The sequence below is a fragment of the Mucilaginibacter lappiensis genome (assembly GCF_050433765.1).
Lineage (GTDB): Bacteria > Bacteroidota > Bacteroidia > Sphingobacteriales > Sphingobacteriaceae > Mucilaginibacter > Mucilaginibacter lappiensis_A.
Genome location: NZ_JBNPWP010000006.1, coordinates 21,245 through 36,748 on the forward strand (window position 1 = coordinate 21,245; position 15,504 = coordinate 36,748).

At 41.4% G+C, this 15,504-nt stretch carries 14 protein-coding genes; 4 read left to right on the forward strand and 10 right to left on the reverse strand.

Going from position 1 to position 15,504, the window contains the following annotated elements:
• Positions 1 to 7: 7 nt before the first annotated feature.
• From M2273_RS18545 to sppA, 7 genes are all read right to left on the reverse strand, one after another.
• Entirely contained in the window at positions 8 to 484 is a 477-nt protein-coding gene (locus tag M2273_RS18545; RefSeq protein ID WP_429399251.1) for a SixA phosphatase family protein, read from the reverse strand.
• Between the two features lie 126 nt (positions 485 to 610).
• Positions 611 to 1,576: a glycosyltransferase family 9 protein gene (locus M2273_RS18550; protein WP_429399252.1), complete on the reverse strand. Its 966-nt coding sequence runs from the start codon at positions 1,574 to 1,576 to the stop codon at positions 611 to 613.
• 12 nt (positions 1,577 to 1,588) lie between these two features.
• Positions 1,589 to 2,092, reverse strand: coding sequence for a D-glycero-beta-D-manno-heptose 1-phosphate adenylyltransferase (rfaE2, locus tag M2273_RS18555; protein ID WP_429399253.1), 504 nt, complete (start codon positions 2,090 to 2,092; stop codon positions 1,589 to 1,591).
• An 85-nt stretch (positions 2,093 to 2,177) separates the two neighbouring features.
• Positions 2,178 to 2,735, reverse strand: a complete 558-nt coding sequence (gene gmhA, locus M2273_RS18560) for a D-sedoheptulose 7-phosphate isomerase (protein ID WP_429399254.1) — start codon at positions 2,733 to 2,735, stop codon at positions 2,178 to 2,180.
• A gap of 128 nt (positions 2,736 to 2,863) precedes the next feature.
• Complete coding sequence (gene rfaE1 / locus M2273_RS18565) at positions 2,864 to 3,841, reverse strand: D-glycero-beta-D-manno-heptose-7-phosphate kinase (protein ID WP_429399255.1); 978 nt, start codon at positions 3,839 to 3,841, stop codon at positions 2,864 to 2,866.
• A gap of 88 nt (positions 3,842 to 3,929) precedes the next feature.
• Positions 3,930 to 5,612: a helix-hairpin-helix domain-containing protein gene (locus M2273_RS18570; RefSeq protein WP_429399256.1), complete on the reverse strand. Its 1,683-nt coding sequence runs from the start codon at positions 5,610 to 5,612 to the stop codon at positions 3,930 to 3,932.
• A gap of 409 nt (positions 5,613 to 6,021) precedes the next feature.
• Positions 6,022 to 7,797: a signal peptide peptidase SppA gene (gene sppA, locus M2273_RS18575; protein ID WP_429399257.1), complete on the reverse strand. Its 1,776-nt coding sequence runs from the start codon at positions 7,795 to 7,797 to the stop codon at positions 6,022 to 6,024.
• Between the two features lie 86 nt (positions 7,798 to 7,883).
• On the opposite strand from sppA, the gene folK reads away from it, so the two are divergent.
• Entirely contained in the window at positions 7,884 to 8,363 is a 480-nt protein-coding gene (folK, locus tag M2273_RS18580; RefSeq protein ID WP_429399258.1) for a 2-amino-4-hydroxy-6-hydroxymethyldihydropteridine diphosphokinase, read from the forward strand.
• A gap of 120 nt (positions 8,364 to 8,483) precedes the next feature.
• The gene (locus tag M2273_RS18585; RefSeq protein WP_429399259.1) at positions 8,484 to 8,861 is read left to right on the forward strand and encodes an Hpt domain-containing protein; all 378 of its coding nucleotides are present in this window, start codon (positions 8,484 to 8,486) and stop codon (positions 8,859 to 8,861) included.
• Between the two features lie 159 nt (positions 8,862 to 9,020).
• On the opposite strand, the gene purS is transcribed toward M2273_RS18585, so the two are convergent.
• From purS to rho, 3 genes are all read right to left on the reverse strand, one after another.
• Entirely contained in the window at positions 9,021 to 9,278 is a 258-nt protein-coding gene (gene purS, locus M2273_RS18590) for a phosphoribosylformylglycinamidine synthase subunit PurS (RefSeq protein WP_429399260.1), read from the reverse strand.
• Complete coding sequence (pssA, locus tag M2273_RS18595; RefSeq protein ID WP_429399261.1) at positions 9,259 to 9,981, reverse strand: CDP-diacylglycerol--serine O-phosphatidyltransferase; 723 nt, start codon at positions 9,979 to 9,981, stop codon at positions 9,259 to 9,261. Before pssA ends, purS begins: the two co-directional genes overlap by 20 nt.
• 202 nt (positions 9,982 to 10,183) lie before the next feature.
• Positions 10,184 to 11,818, reverse strand: coding sequence for a transcription termination factor Rho (gene rho / locus M2273_RS18600; RefSeq protein WP_429399262.1), 1,635 nt, complete (start codon positions 11,816 to 11,818; stop codon positions 10,184 to 10,186).
• 350 nt (positions 11,819 to 12,168) lie between these two features.
• On the opposite strand from rho, the gene pyrF reads away from it, so the two are divergent.
• Positions 12,169 to 12,999, forward strand: coding sequence for an orotidine-5'-phosphate decarboxylase (gene pyrF / locus M2273_RS18605; RefSeq protein ID WP_429399569.1), 831 nt, complete (start codon positions 12,169 to 12,171; stop codon positions 12,997 to 12,999).
• A 493-nt stretch (positions 13,000 to 13,492) separates the two neighbouring features.
• Positions 13,493 to 15,466 (forward strand): S9 family peptidase, encoded by a 1,974-nt coding sequence (locus tag M2273_RS18610; RefSeq protein ID WP_429399263.1) that lies wholly within the window; start codon positions 13,493 to 13,495, stop codon positions 15,464 to 15,466.
• The last annotated feature ends 38 nt before the right edge of the window (positions 15,467 to 15,504 follow it).

A 15,504-nucleotide genomic window follows, 5' to 3' on the forward strand; every position in this document is an offset into this window, starting at 1 on the left:
CGCTCACTTACCCTTTAGGCGAATCGTAAAAAGTTAAATGTCCATCTTCGGTGCTGATAGAGCGCCAATCGTCGTTATCAAAGCTGATCAATGCTATGGCACAGGTAGGTACATCACGAATTTGCCCGGTAAGGTAATGTAATAGCTGGCTTATCCCCGGATTATGCCCAACCAGGCCAATAAAATTATATTCATTTGGCAGGTTATTGATCACATTTACCAGTGTCAGTTCGTTGGCTTCATATATCCTTTTATCCGTATCGGCGGGGGGTAAATGCAGGTGTTCTGCAAATATCTGGGCTGTAGTAAGTGTGCGCAGGGCCGGACTCGTTACGATAACCTCCGGAATGCTGGCCTGTCTTTTTAAAACATTCGCCATAAATAAAGCATCCTGCATTCCTGATTGCTTTAAAGGTCTTTCAAAATCAACATAACCGCTTTCATGTGTAGCTTTAGCATGACGAATTAAGAGCAGATTTTTCATGTGACCCCTGTTTAATTTTGTTAATAATCTTATTTTATTATAGTTGCAGGCAGATACTTATAGAAATATAACAACAGCTAATTTCAATAAGTTTTTTTTAATAACATAAATAAAAACAGGGCTATTCTATTTATTCACAAAATGAACAATGCCATCTTCGGGCATATCATTCATGCACTTAAAATGGCCAAGCGGACACTTTTCTAATCCGAATTTGGAGCATGGACGACAGGGCAGATCAATACCGGCAACCAAAACATCATTAACCATGTAGGGTTGTACGCCAAGCAAATCGGGTACGGTACCACCCCAAATTGATACAATGGGTTTATTAAATGCTTCGGCAATATGGGTTAGGCCGGTATCAAAACCAATGATACTTTTAGCCTGCGATACCAGGTACACCGATTCATCAAGCGATGTAATACCACATGCATTATAAACAGGTGTGCCAATTGCTCCGGCAATAATATCGCCATTGGCCTTAACATCATTGCCACCCAGCAGTACCACCGGGCTATTAAGCTGCCGGCAAATGTTGATAATCTTGTCATTGGGCATTCTTTTGGTAAAATGAGTAGCCCCAATTACAAAGGCGATATATGCCTTTTGATGCGTGGGAGGCAGCAAGTTGTTTAACTGGTGCTCTGCTTTTATATAGTAGTCAATAGGCTGGCCGTCATTAACCACACCTAAAAATTTAACAGTTTTGAGGTAACGGTCAACCAGGTGAATGGGGGGTATCAGCTTTAGTTTAAACTTTAAGCTAAGCCATTTTTTTAGCGGCTGTTTTTGATAGGTTGATGACCGGACGCCTGTGCGTAGCTTGATGATAGCGGTACGCAGGTTGTTATGCAGATCGATAATATAATCGTATTGCTCTGCCTTTATTTCCTGAATAGTTGCTGATAATGTTGATTTTAACAACAGTAGCTTATCAACATAAGGATTGTTATCGTATATATATTTAAAGGGGGGTTTGGTTAAAAAATGAACTTCGGCTCCGGGTATTTGCTTTTTTAGGCAGCGTACAACAGGCGTGGTATAAATAATATCGCCCATGGAGCTAAAGCGGATCACCAGTATCTTCATTTTTTTGCCTTATCAGGTAATTTGGTTCCTGATCTTTTCAATTATGGAAGTTGACGAATACCCTTCCACAAAATTAATCGTTTTCACCTCGCCGCCATTTGCTATCACTTCTTTTGCGCCTACAATATTTTCTACCGAATAATCTGCACCCTTTACCAATATATCGGGTAATAAGGTACTGATCAAGTGCTGCGGGGTATCTTCTTCAAAAACCACTATAGCATCTACAAAAAATAAGGCGGCCAATATAGCAGCCCTGCTGCTCTGGTCATTTACCGGCCGGCTTTCGCCTTTTATGCGTTTAACCGAACTATCGGCATTTAAGCCGATGATGAGCTTATCGCCAAGCTCGGCCGCTTTGGCCAGATAAGTGATATGGCCAATATGCAGCAGATCAAATACGCCATTGGTAAAAACCACCTTTTTACCTTCACTTTGCCAGCTTTGCAGCTGTTTTTTAAGCGATGGCAGATCAGTTATTTTATCAGTAAGTATTTTTTCGAGGTCGATTCTCATATTCTTTTATTTGTAGAGACGCATCACATGCGTCTTTTTTTGTGATTATATAAAGACGCATGTGATGCGTCTCTACAGTTTATTATTAATCAAACAAATCATCAACTGCCTGGCACATAATGTGTCCTATCAGTATATGCATTTCCTGTATACGTGCTGTAGTATTTGAAGGTACGATGATGTTCAGGTCGCAAATTCCATTCATTTTGCCACCATCCCGGCCCGATAATCCCAACGTTTTACAGCCTAACTGGGTTGCAGTTTCAAAAGCATTCAAAATACTCTGGCTATTTCCACTGGTTGAGATACCGATAAACAGATCACCCGGCCGCGCGAATGCCTCTACCTGGCGCGAAAATACCCTGTCAAAATGATAATCATTAGCAATAGCCGTAAGTGCCGAAGTATCAACGGTTAACGCTATACCCGGAAACGCTTTTCGTTCCTTTACAAACCTGCCTGTTAGTTCGGCCGCCAGGTGCTGGGCATCGGCAGCGCTGCCGCCGTTACCGGCAAACAAAACTTTGTTACCGTTTTTTAATGTGGTGGTCATTAACCTGCAGGCCTTTTCAATATCCCCAACCAGGGTATCAATTACCAGCTGTATAGTGCGTTGATGATCTTTAAGTGAGTCTAAAACCATGTTCTTTTGAGGTTCGTGTTTCGTGTTGTGAGGTTCGGGATGTACATGCTAACTTTTAAATTATACGTCTTTTATCCTTTATCTTTTGTCCTTTAATCTTTGCTCCATAAAACCTTTCGCCTTCCGCTTTACCCCTTCTCTATATCATTAATTATCTCATCAATAGTAGTAGTGGCACTGCCTACCTGGCGTATTACAATAGCGGCGGCATGGTTTGCAAGTTCACAGGCTTCTTCAATAGTTAAACCTGCCGCTATAAAATAGGCGATGGTAGCAAGTACGGTATCGCCGGCGCCGGTCACATCAAAAACCTCGGTGGCTTTAACGGGTAACATCTTGTGTGTTAGCTCACTTAATATTACCATACCCTCTTCTGATAAGGTTACTACCAGGTATTCAGTTCCGGTTTGCTCAAAAATAGCTTTTGCTGCCTGTTTCAGGCTTTCAATCGAGTCTATTTTCTCGGTTTTAGCTGCTTCGGCCAGTTCTTTACGGTTGGGTTTTATAATGTAAGCGCCTTTATATTTTTCATAATTTAATCCTTTAGGATCAATTATTACTTTTTTGCCCTGCTTGTTTGCCGCAATTATTAATCGTTGTGTTAATGCAGGCGAAAATAATCCTTTATTATAGTCAGATAATATCACCATATCCACCTTTTCCATATAGCCATTCAGGTGACTGACCAGTTCATCAGCAATATAATCTGATACGGTAGCGGTGGTTTCCCTGTCTATCCTTACCAGTTGATGGCTACCAGCCAAAACACGGGTTTTAACCGTAGTAGGGCGGGTGTTATCTTTAATAATGGTATGTGTTTCAACACCTTCATTGCTCAGTATTTCAATGATCTGGCTACCGGCTATATCGTCGCCTATTACACCAGCCACGGTAACCTGTGCACCCAACGCTACGAGGTTTTGCACCACATTACCCGCGCCACCAAGCGTAACAGATTCGCTTTTTACATTCACGATGGGTACCGGTGCTTCGGGCGATAACCGGCTGGCATTGCCCAGTATATAATGGTCAATCATCAGATCGCCTATAACCAATATAGCCGGTTTTTTATTTGACGATTGTATGGAACGTACTTTATCTATCATGTATATCTTTATATCGGGGCGCATTAGTCAATAAGTCTTTCGTCATTGGATCATTAAGTCAATGATCCTTTGTCTTTCCGTCCTTTATCTACTTTACTGCCGACCTCTTTTTTTCAAAAACTTTCGAAATTTCCTGTAACGATAACGCATTAAGGCACATTTCCTTATATAGGCCGCCTTTACGGGCTGCTAAAACGCCGTAATGCATGTCTAAAAAGCCCTCTACACGGTGGGCATCGGGGTTAATAGATAGCCAAACACCTTTTTCCAGCGCATACTGGTGCCAGCGCCAGTCCAGATCAAGCCTTAACGGGTTGGCATTAATTTCAATCACTACATTGTTGGCAGCACAGGCATCAATTACCTTTTTATAATTGATGGGATAACCACCTCGGCTTAACAACAACCGGCCGGTAGGGTGGCCAAGTATAGTGGTATATGGATTTTCAATAGCTGTAATTAACCTTGACGTAGCTTTTTCCTCATCCATTTTAAGTATGGAATGCACGGATGCTACTACAAAATCAAACTTTTGTAAGATCTCTTTCGGGTAATCAAGCGAACCATCATATAAAATATCCGACTCGATACCTTTAAATATATGAAAACCATCCAGCTTCTTGTTCAAATGGTCTATTTCTTCCTGCTGCTGTAATACCCGTTCAATGCTTAATCCTTTGGCATAAAATGCGCTCTTGCTATGGTCGCACATGCCCAGATATTCCAGTTTTAAATTATCGCGGCAGTACAGGGCCATTTCTTCCACGGTATTTACACCATCGCTCCAGGTGCTGTGGTTATGCAAACTGCCTTTAAGGTCGTGGGTAATGATCAGGGTTGGCAGTTCATTTTTTTCGGCCTTTTCAATAAAGGTGGTGCCTTCACGCAGTTCGGGCTGCATCCAGGACAGGCCGGCTTTTTTATAAATAATTTCTTCACTCTCAGGCTGATCAAGGGGCGTATTAATACGCTCCAACACCGCCTGAACATGATCGTCAGTACCTGTGTTCAGGAACAGTTCACTAAAATAATCAGCCTTATCAACGCAAATAATATCAACCAACAGGCCGTTTGGTAATTCGCCCGATATATGGTTCTCGTTTAGCGAAACATTGCTGATAATGTTGGATTTTAATAAAGCCTGGTGTGCAATTTCATGATTAACACTGCCCAACACGATCACAATTTCGGTAATGATCTCATTTAACCTGCGAAACTCGCCTGCAAAATGTTTCAAAGCATCCGGAAAAATGGCTTTAACCTCATCCATGAGCTCTTTGGCCTCTTTTTCAACCTGGGCAAAAAGGAATTTGCCATTGCTGGCCATCCTAAACTCAATGGCTTTACGAATCTCTTCCTGGGTTTTAAGGCCGAAACCTTTAGCCTCGATCAGGCGGTTCTCATTACAGGCATAAAAAAGTTCTCCTGTGGTTTCAATACCTAACTCTCGCCAAATAATAGCTACTTTTTTAGCGCCTATACCTTTAATGCCCATCATCTCTACCACGCCGGGCGGGGTAGTGGCCAGCAGATCGTCCATTTCGGCAATGGTACCGTTTTCAAAAAGCTCTGTAATTTTGGAGGCAATGCTTTTACCAATGCCATCAACCTTTTCCAATTGCTCCAGTGTTTTGCCTGCAACAGGGAAGGGCAGCTTATCAACCTTAAAAGCAGCATTAGCTATCGACTTTATTTTAAAGGGATTAACCTCATGCAATTCCATGAGTTGCGATAGTAAACGAAGTGTGCGGGCTATGGGTTTATTTTCCATAATGATATTGAGGCCGTAAAAATACAAAAAGCCATTGGAATGATGGCTTTTGTGAAGGGTTTGTTTTTTTAATGATAATTTTCGGATGATGACTGTTTAGTGGATTTAAATAAAAGGTTACCGTTTTAAATTTTGATTTAGAGCTTAGTGTTTAGATTTTAGGATTTAGATTTTAGGATTTAGAATTTTTAAGTCCTGGGCGTTTCCCTGCGGGTCAGGCTTTCCGCTCATACGCCTGCAGGCCTTAGGCGCAGGGCCGGTATCCGCTGCAATCCTTAACGCAATTGTCAGAATCAGAATTTATAGAATTTATGAATTGCCAGAATGATCGGTGGTATCACCGCACCACTAAAAATAAAAAAAGCCGCCCATACAGGCAGCTTTTTCAATCAAAATATAATAGGAAAACTTATTTAATCACAATATCATAAGGCAGGCGGGTTTGCGGGGTGCGCATCATTTGTGTTATACCTTTAATTTGTTCGTACACCCTGTAACTATCACCCAGTTCAGATTTCAGCATACGGGTGCGTGCTTCTACAGTTACATCGCCGCTTAGTTGGTTAAGGAAACTTTTTTGCTCTGGATAAGCTACCAGGCTATAGCTCTTAATATTGGCCTTTTTTGCTGCCGATGCTATGGCATCATTAATATTACCGAGGCGGTCGACCAGGCCAATTTTTAATGCCTGCGAACCAGTCCATACACGGCCCTGGCCTATGCCGTTAATATATGCCTGTGTTTTGTGCCTGCCTTCGGCTACTGCTTTGGTAAAATCGTCGTACCCGTGATTTACGTTATTTTGCAATATGAGCTTTTCATCGGGGGTTAAGGGTCTGTTAATATCACCCAGATCGGCATATTTTCCGGTTTTTACGCCATCGAACGTAACACCCAGTTTATCATTAAAAAGCTTTTGCATGTTAGGCAGTATGGCAAAAATGCCTATAGAGCCTGTAATGGTGTTAGGTTGAGCAATAATGGAATCGGCAGCGCATGCTATATAATAACCGCCTGATGCCGCAACATCGCCCATAGAAACAATAATAGGCTTTACTTTTTTGGTAAGCATTACCTCGCGCCATATCACATCCGAAGCCAGTGAACTGCCGCCTGGTGAATTTACGCGCAGCACAACCGCTTTTACTTTATTATCCAACCGCACTTTACGCAGGGCTTTTGATATTCTTTCAGATCCTATGGTGTTATCATCGCCATCGCCGCCAGAAATTTCGCCCGAAGCGTAAACAATCGCTATACGGTTTTTGGACGACGACGAATCGTCAAGGCTGTCTTTTTCAGTACTGCTCTTGGTATATTCGCCCAGTTCAATACTGTTAAGGTCGCTTTTTTGCTTTGTTCCCGTACGCTTTTTCAGGTCGGCCAGTATCTCGTCCTTATATTTTAAGCCGTCAACCAGTTTTAATTTTAATGCATCTTCAGGGATCTGGATGCGCATTTGGTTGGCATAATTAAACAATGAATCTTTATTAATGCCACGGCTTTTGCTGATGCCGGTTAAATAATGATCATATAATGAGCCCAGGTAGGAGGTAACCTGCATCCGGTTGGCGTCGCTCATTTTAGTGAGTATCAATGGTTCAACAGCGCTTTTGTAGGTGCCTACTTTGATTATTTGCGCCTCAATGCCTAATTTATCAAGTGCGCCCTTTAAAAAGGTGATCTGCGAGCTAAATCCATGAAATTCAAAAATGCCCTTGGGGTTAATATACACCTTATCGGCAACTGATGCCAGGTAATAAAAGCCCTGGGTGTATATCTCGGCGTAAGCAACAACAAACTTTCCTGATTTTTTAAAATCTATCAAAGCATTGCGGATCTCTTCGGTAGTAGCCTGGCCCGATGTCATATAACTTTCATCCAGGAAAATACCTTTTATATCGGGATCGGCTTTTGCTTTTCTGATGTTGGCCAGTATATCATTAAGGCCGGTTGATTTATCCTTATCCAATCCTAAAAAACCTAATCCGGCCAAAGGATTATTGGGGGTACGTTCGGTTATTGGCGTTGTAAATGCCATATGCAGCACGGTATTGGGTTCAACTTCAACGGTTTTATCACTGCTTGCGGCGTATATTATCCCTGCTACAATAACAACTAAAATGAAAGTGGCTAACAGTATCCCCACTATAGAGGCCAGAACGAATTTGAAGAATTGTTTCATTAATGTTATAAATCTTTATATCTATGCAAACTTAGTAATTCAATACCGATAATGTTAAGAGCCGTTTCTATAATATTTGTTACAACATGAATAACATTTTTTTACTCATAGGCAGTAACCTGGGCGATAGGAAATTGTTTCTTAAACAGGCAATTAAACATATTGAGGCTGATATTGCCCCACTGGTAAAGGCATCATCGGTATATGAAACGCAATCATGGGGTAAAACCGACGCACCAGACTATCTTAACCAGGTACTTATGCTGCAAACTTTGCTACCTGCGCAAGTGGTACTTCAAAAAATATTGGCTATTGAAAATCTTTTGGGCCGCAAGCGCGAAGAAAAGTGGGGTTCGCGCATTATTGATATTGATATTTTGTTTTATGGCGATGCCATTATTGATGAGCTCAATTTACAGGTGCCGCATCCCGAATTACATAAACGACGATTTACACTGGAACCCCTTGCCGAAATAGCTGCCGACTTTGTTCATCCGGTGTTGAGTAAAAATATTTTACAGCTTAAAAATGAACTTAAAGACAACTTGATTGTAAAAAAAGTATAAATTTATGTTTTAGTGAGTGGTTGATTGGGTGAGTAGCTATTAAAATTTACAATTTTGTTTAGCTGATGATACCATTTACTCAACTTAATCAACCACTCACGTAATCAACGCTCAATAAATATGTCAGATATTTCGCCCGATCAAGACCTTGATCTTTCCTTTTTATATGAAATTGCCGATGGCAGTAATGAGTTTATTATAGAATCAATAGGTTTGTTCCTGGAGCAAACTCCAGAGTTAATTGCTATTATTGGTGATGCCCTGGCTAATGGTGACTGGGACACTGCCTCGAAAACTTCGCACAAATTAAAGCCTAACCTTGGTTTTTTTGGTATGCCGATAAGCCAGGCAACTATACAAGAGGTTGAACTGGGCTGTAAAGCAGATACTCCAAACTCTGCTGAAATATTTGAAAAATTTAATCAGGTAAAAGCAATTGTTAATGCCAACCTGATCACCCTTAAACAAATAAAGGACGAGAAAGAAGCGGGACTGTAAGAAGGGAAGGTAAAAGGATAAAGGTGAAGGGTAAAAGGTTTTTTGCTTTGTACCTGATCTATCTTTAACAAGTTATTTCTTTATTCAGAACTCAACGTTCAGTATTCGATATTCAAAAACCTTTAGCCTTTTACCTTTCAGCTTTAACCTAAATTATCTTTAAACTACTTCCTGTATTTTAAAAGTATAGCTTTCCATGATCAGGTTAGCTAATAGGTTTTTGCAAGCTTGCTCCACTTTGGTGTGTGCTGTTTCGGCGTTATCAGCCTCAATTTCAAGCGTGATATGTTTGCCTATGCGCACATTTTGTATTTCGGCTAAACCAAGGTTTTTCATGCTTCCGGTTACTGCTTTTCCCTGAGGGTCAAGTATTTCTTTTTTGGGCATTACGTCAATTTCAGCCTGGTACTTTGTCATTTGTGATTTTAAATTGAATTAAAGATAAGGTGATGTATATAAATATAACCACCGGAACTGCCACAAATTTAAAAAATAGAATCAGTATTGCCGAAAACAACAGCAGTAAATAGCGGAAAATGTTTTTATTAAAATCGCGGTTCTTGAATTTAAGCGACATAAGCGGTATTTCAGATACCAGTAATATGCACATCACTATAATTAAACCCGTTAATACATAAGGATTTAGAATGTAACGGGCTAAAACTTCGTATTGCTGAATAATTAGTGGAAGCGAAGCTATGAATATTGCATTGGCAGGTGTTGGCAGGCCGATAAAACTATCAGACTGGCGGGTGTCATTGTTGAATTTGGCCAGGCGTAAAGCCGAAAATACCGTTATTGAAAATGCTATATAACACAAATAAGGGCTTATGTGGTCAATTTGCGGCGCTTTTAAGTATAGCTCATATAATATGGCCGATGGTAAAAAACCAAAGCTTACCATATCGGCAAGTGAATCCAGATCCTTACCTATAAATGAATAGGAGTTAAGCACCCTTGAAGCAAAGCCATCAAAAAAATCAAAAATAGCGGCCAGAAAAATAGCATATGATGCAACCAGCAGGTTGTCCTGAAATGCAAATACGATCCCTATACAGCCGCTGAACAGGTTGGCACAAGTAATGGCATTGGGGAGATGTTTCTTAACGCGCTTCTTCATTTCGGCTATGAAGTTATCAGGATTTTATTAACTATTTATGAAGTTACAGATAAAAATTTATATAGTGAATCAAGTATCAAGTAGTTAGTATCAAGTATCAAGATTTTTTGAAGATAGTTATCGCCGGTTGGGAAACTGTCTTGATACTTGATACTAATTACTCGATACTCATCTTATCTATAACTTCATAAATGCTAAAATATTACGAATTCATCGAAATCAGAAATTCTTCGTTAGTTTTTGTGCCTTTTATTTGGGCCTGTAAAAACTCCATTGATTCCTGCGAATTCATGTCGGCTAAGTGATTGCGCAATATCCAGATACGTTGCAATGTGTCACGGTCAAGCAACAGGTCATCACGGCGGGTACTTGACGCGGTAATATCAATAGCCGGGAATATACGTTTGTTTGAAAGTTTACGGTCAAGCTGTAACTCCATGTTACCGGTACCTTTAAACTCTTCAAAAATAACCTCATCCATTTTTGAGCCGGTTTCAGTTAACGCTGTAGCTATAATGGTTAATGAACCACCATCTTCAATGTTACGGGCAGCACCAAAAAAGCGTTTTGGTTTGTGCAATGCGTTGGCATCAACACCACCTGATAATATTTTGCCTGATGCCGGCGCAACTGTATTATAGGCACGTGCCAGGCGGGTTATAGAATCCAAAAGGATCACTACATCATGACCACACTCCACCATACGTTTAGCTTTCTCTAAAACAATGTTGGCAATTTTTACGTGACGCTCAGCAGGCTCATCAAAGGTTGATGATACTACTTCGGCACGTACGCTGCGGGCCATATCGGTTACCTCTTCAGGGCGCTCGTCAATCAGTAATATAATAAGGTATACTTCGGGGTGGTTGCGGGCTATGGCGTTGGCCACATCCTTTAACAACATGGTTTTACCTGTTTTTGGCTGGGCTACAATTAAACCACGCTGACCTTTACCAATTGGCGAAAAAAGATCCATGATACGGGTTGAATAATTACCGGCATCTGTAAACAGGCTTAATTTTTCTGACGGGAAAAGCGGCGTTAAGTGGTCAAAAGGAACACGGTCACGTACTTCGGCAGGTATACGGCCATTAATGGCCTCCACACGTACCAGTGGGAAATATTTTTCGCCTTCTTTTGGCGGGCGGATACTACCGCGAACGGTATCGCCGGTTTTAAGGCCAAATAATTTTATCTGCGATTGTGATACATAAATATCATCGGGCGAGGTAAGGTAATTATAGTCTGACGAACGTAAAAAACCGTAACCATCAGGCATAATTTCTAATACGCCTTCGTTTACAATTACGTTGTCAAAATCAAGATTAATAGCCGGTTCCTGGTTTTTTTGCTGATTTTGATTTTGACCATTGGTGCGCCTGTCAAATTTTTGAGCGCGGGTCTCTGTCGATGGTTCCTCAGTTCTTGGAGCTGTTTCGCCAGCTTGTGCTACCGGGGCAGCCTCACTTGCTTCAGCTGCAACCTCAGGTGTTTCATTTTCAGCCTCATCGGCCGGGGTTTCTTCGTCCTGCAGATCAAACAAGTTTGTATCATCTAAAGGCACTTCAACGCGGGGTTGGTTTTTTGGTTTTAATACACGGGTTCTTTTACGTGTTTTGTCAACTGCTTCAACTGTTTCAACAGGAGTAACAGGGGTATAATTAGACTCAACAATGTTTTGCTGGGCACGGGCAGCTTCAATAAGCTGTTGTTGTTCAACTATGCGGGCTATTAGCTGTGCTTTTCTGAGTTCGTCAGCTTCAGCAATACCTAAATTTTTTGCAATTTCGCGCAACTCAGAAACGAGTTTGTCGTTCAATTCTATTTTATCAGACATGATATGAATTATAGTTCAAAGGGATTTTTAATATGTAATTTGTTTTCTGACGGTAATAAAGCCTCTATGCAAATTTTAAGCTGTTAAGTGGTTACGCACGGAGTATTATTTTAAAGAAATTGATCTTGAAACTTTGTATAAGTAAACATCCAAATCCAGGTAAATATTAAAGTAATAAATAACGTGGGGTTTTAAATTGTTTCTTTAGTGCAAGAAAAATTCAAAGGAAAACGTTGCAATTGTAAACAAATAATTTTTAATTTCAAATTAATTAAATAAATATCTGCCAAAAGGCCGCATTTAAGCTAAATTTTTAGTTTTTTTGACATTTAAAATATCAAAAATTAATGATTTCACGTGCGCAGCTAATTGAACAGATCAAACAAAAAAAATCTTTTTTATGTGTTGGTCTGGACACCGATATTGATAAGATCCCTGAATTTTTAAAAGAATACCCTGATCCTATACTTGAATTTAATAAAAGGATCATTGATGCCACTAAAGATCTTTGTGTATCCTATAAGCCCAATGCTGCATTTTATGAAGCAAGGGGAGTAAAAGGTTTGCAGAGCCTTATTGATACCTGGAAATATTTACCTGCCGATACTTTAAACATTATTGATGCCAAAAGGGGAGATATAGGTAACACCTCCGATAAATATGCTAAAGCCTTTTTTGACGAAAATGCATCAGGTATGAGTTTTGATGCCATAACCATTACGCCTTATATGGGGCAGGACAGTGTTACACCTTACCTGGCTTATGAGGGCAAATGGATCATCCTGCTGGCGCTTACTTCGTCTGTGGGCAGTAAGGATTTTCAATACCTGCAAACCGGCGATGGCTATTTGTACGAAACCGTGATACAAAAGGCCAATACCTGGGCCGGCGCCGATAGGATCATGTATGTAGTTGGCGCTACCAAAAGCACCGAATTTACCAACATCCGCAAATACGCACCCGATAATTTTTTACTGGTACCCGGAGTAGGCGCACAGGGTGGTGATCTGGAAGAAGTATGCCGTTATGGTATCACCAAAGATTGCGGCCTTATAGTTAATGCATCACGTTCCATCATCTACGCCAGTAATGGCAAGGACTTTGCCGATGCTGCCCGCGCCGAAGCGCAAAGTATCCAACAGCAAATGCAGGTTGAATTGGAAAAGGCGGGGGTGATATAATATTGTCTGAACCGGGATTCACCGGATTAAGGGATTACCACGATTTCAATTGCTAATCAATCTTGTGCTCGTCCCAGACTGAAGGTGTTGGAAAGATTAAAAAGGAGGGGATAGTGCGAGTCCTTCCTTGGGGAAGGGGAGGTAGGGGTTTATTGAGCATTACAGGTTTAATCGCGCGTAGAAACCCCTCCCTGCTTTTGCGCACAAACCAACCGCACCCCTCCCGTGGGGAGGGAATACGTGCGGAGATTATGATCTTCCCAACACCTTTGGGTCTGTAATGAGTACTCAATCTAAATGTGAGAAGGCAATTGTATCGCTTCGTCACTATGCTGGCAAGTGGATAAATTATCTAAACTATTTCTATCGCTTTCAGCATTAAGCTTTCCGCTTTTTGCTTTTTTCAACGTAATTTTTTAACTACAAATTTCTGCATTACGAAAGTATGTAGCATAATTGTTAAATTACCACCCTATATACTTTTTATACTACAATGAAAAGAACCATACTATCCCTTATTGCCTTATCTATTTCCTGTTATGTAGCTGCCCAGCAGGATAAAAAGCCATTGAAGCCAATCGATTTTTATCGTATCCCTTCAGTAAGTGACCCGCAGCTTTCGCCCGATGGTAAGTGGGTGGCCTACAGTGTATCAACAATAGACACCGCTAAAGACGGACGGGTATCACACCTGTGGATGCAAAGCTGGGATGGGAAAGAATCAATTGAATTAACGCATGGATCAGAAGCAGCCTCATCGCCCAGATGGAGCCCAGATGGTAAATACCTGGCCTTTCTTTCCTCGCGCGATTCAAAGACCGGTTCACAACTTTGGCTGATAGACCGCAGAGGGGGCGAAGGAAATAAGCTAACGGATATTAAGGGTGATCTGAACGAATATGCATGGTCGCCGGATAGTAAGAAGCTGGTTTTGGTGATAGGCGATCCAGCAAATAAAGGTAAGGAGGAACCTAAAACCCCTAAACCTATTGTAATTGACCGTTATCATTTTAAGCAAGATATAGAAGGCTACCTGCAACAGTTACATGATCATTTATACCTGGTTGACGTAAATACCAAAAAGCTGGATACCCTAACCAGGGGCGATAAAGATGAGAACTCCCCGGTATGGTCGCCGGATAGCAAGACCATCGCTTTTGTAAGTAACCGTACGGTTGATCCGGATAAAAATCAGAATAAAGATATTTTTACTATTGATGCCCGGCCAAATGCTACCATGCTGCAACTAACCACCTGGAAAGGCCGCGATGCTAACCCGCAATGGAGTCTTGACGGCCGGTATATTTCATACCTGCGCAGTACAAGTGATGCTGCTTATATGATGTATGATCAGAGTGTATTATGCATCATGGACGCGGTTGGCTCAAACAACAGGATTTTAACCCCGCAGCTTGACCGCCCGGTGTCTGACCAGGTTTGGGCAAAGGATAACAAAAATATATCATTTATAGTAACCGATGATCGCCAAAGGTATTTGGCTGGCATTAATATCAATAACGGGAAAATATCAACCATCAGCAAAGGTATGTTTGGTATAACTGATGTGAACACAAATGCCTCCGGTAACTGGGTAGTTTTAAAAAGTGACCCTTATACTCCCGCAGAATTGTTTGCTTTGGAAGGAGATAAACTTCGCCGCCTTACTTTTCATCATCAGGCATGGTTAAATACGGTGAAATTAGCGCAGGTATCAGGCTTTCAGTCCCGGAGTGTTGATGGCGCTGAGGTTTCGGGCATACTGTTCACTCCTGATAGCATCCCCGGAAAAAAATGGCCATTGATATTATTCATACATGGGGGCCCTGTGGGGCAGGACGAATATACCTTTGATGCCACAAGACAAACGCTGGCCGCTGCCGGTTATGCTGTTGCAGGTGTAAATTACAGAGGCAGTAATGGCCGCGGATTGGATTATTGTAAAGCCATATATGCCGATTGGGGTAATAAAGAAGTAAAAGACCTGTTAGGCGCGGTTGACCACCTGGAAAAAATGGGGATTGCTGATCCTAACCGTTTGGGTATTGGTGGCTGGAGCTATGGCGGTATTTTAACTGATTATACCATAGCATCAGATACCCGCTTTAAAGCCGCAGCAAGTGGCGCTGGCAGCGCCCTGCAACTATCAGTATATGGCAGCGACCAATATGTACTGCAATATGAAAATGAAATTGGCGTCCCCTGGAAAAATGCTGATAAATGGATCCAGATATCGTACCCGTTTTTCCACGCCGATAAAATAAAAACACCGGTGTTGTTCATGTCGGGGTTGAGGGATTTTAACGTTCCTACGATTGGGAGCGAGCAGATGTACCAGGCGCTCAAATCGCAGGGTGTCCCAGCCGAACTGATCTTATATCCTAACCAGTTTCACGGAATTTCCAAGCCAAGTTACCAGGTTGATAGGTTGCAGCGCTATGTGGAGTGGTATAATAAATACTTGAAATAGCCCCCATGCTCCTGAATGGGGAGTTTTTTGAATCTGAT

What these genes read in the sequence shown, in the direction of transcription:
- M2273_RS18550 (WP_429399252.1), bottom strand. Translation starts at nt 1,576, where the DNA reads ATGAAGATACTGGTGATCCGCTTTAGCTCCATGGGCGATATTATTTAT.
- sppA (WP_429399257.1), bottom strand. Translation starts at nt 7,797, where the DNA reads ATGAAACAATTCTTCAAATTCGTTCTGGCCTCTATAGTGGGGATACTG.
- rfaE2 (WP_429399253.1), bottom strand. Translation starts at nt 2,092, where the DNA reads ATGAGAATCGACCTCGAAAAAATACTTACTGATAAAATAACTGATCTG.
- rho (WP_429399262.1), bottom strand. Translation starts at nt 11,818, where the DNA reads ATGTCTGATAAAATAGAATTGAACGACAAACTCGTTTCTGAGTTGCGC.
- pssA (WP_429399261.1), bottom strand. Translation starts at nt 9,981, where the DNA reads ATGAAGAAGCGCGTTAAGAAACATCTCCCCAATGCCATTACTTGTGCC.
- M2273_RS18545 (WP_429399251.1), bottom strand. Translation starts at nt 484, where the DNA reads ATGAAAAATCTGCTCTTAATTCGTCATGCTAAAGCTACACATGAAAGC.
- M2273_RS18585 (WP_429399259.1), top strand. Translation starts at nt 8,484, where the DNA reads ATGTCAGATATTTCGCCCGATCAAGACCTTGATCTTTCCTTTTTATAT.
- folK (WP_429399258.1), top strand. Translation starts at nt 7,884, where the DNA reads ATGAATAACATTTTTTTACTCATAGGCAGTAACCTGGGCGATAGGAAA.
- rfaE1 (WP_429399255.1), bottom strand. Translation starts at nt 3,841, where the DNA reads ATGATAGATAAAGTACGTTCCATACAATCGTCAAATAAAAAACCGGCT.
- purS (WP_429399260.1), bottom strand. Translation starts at nt 9,278, where the DNA reads ATGACAAAGTACCAGGCTGAAATTGACGTAATGCCCAAAAAAGAAATA.
- M2273_RS18610 (WP_429399263.1), top strand. Translation starts at nt 13,493, where the DNA reads ATGAAAAGAACCATACTATCCCTTATTGCCTTATCTATTTCCTGTTAT.
- M2273_RS18570 (WP_429399256.1), bottom strand. Translation starts at nt 5,612, where the DNA reads ATGGAAAATAAACCCATAGCCCGCACACTTCGTTTACTATCGCAACTC.
- gmhA (WP_429399254.1), bottom strand. Translation starts at nt 2,735, where the DNA reads ATGGTTTTAGACTCACTTAAAGATCATCAACGCACTATACAGCTGGTA.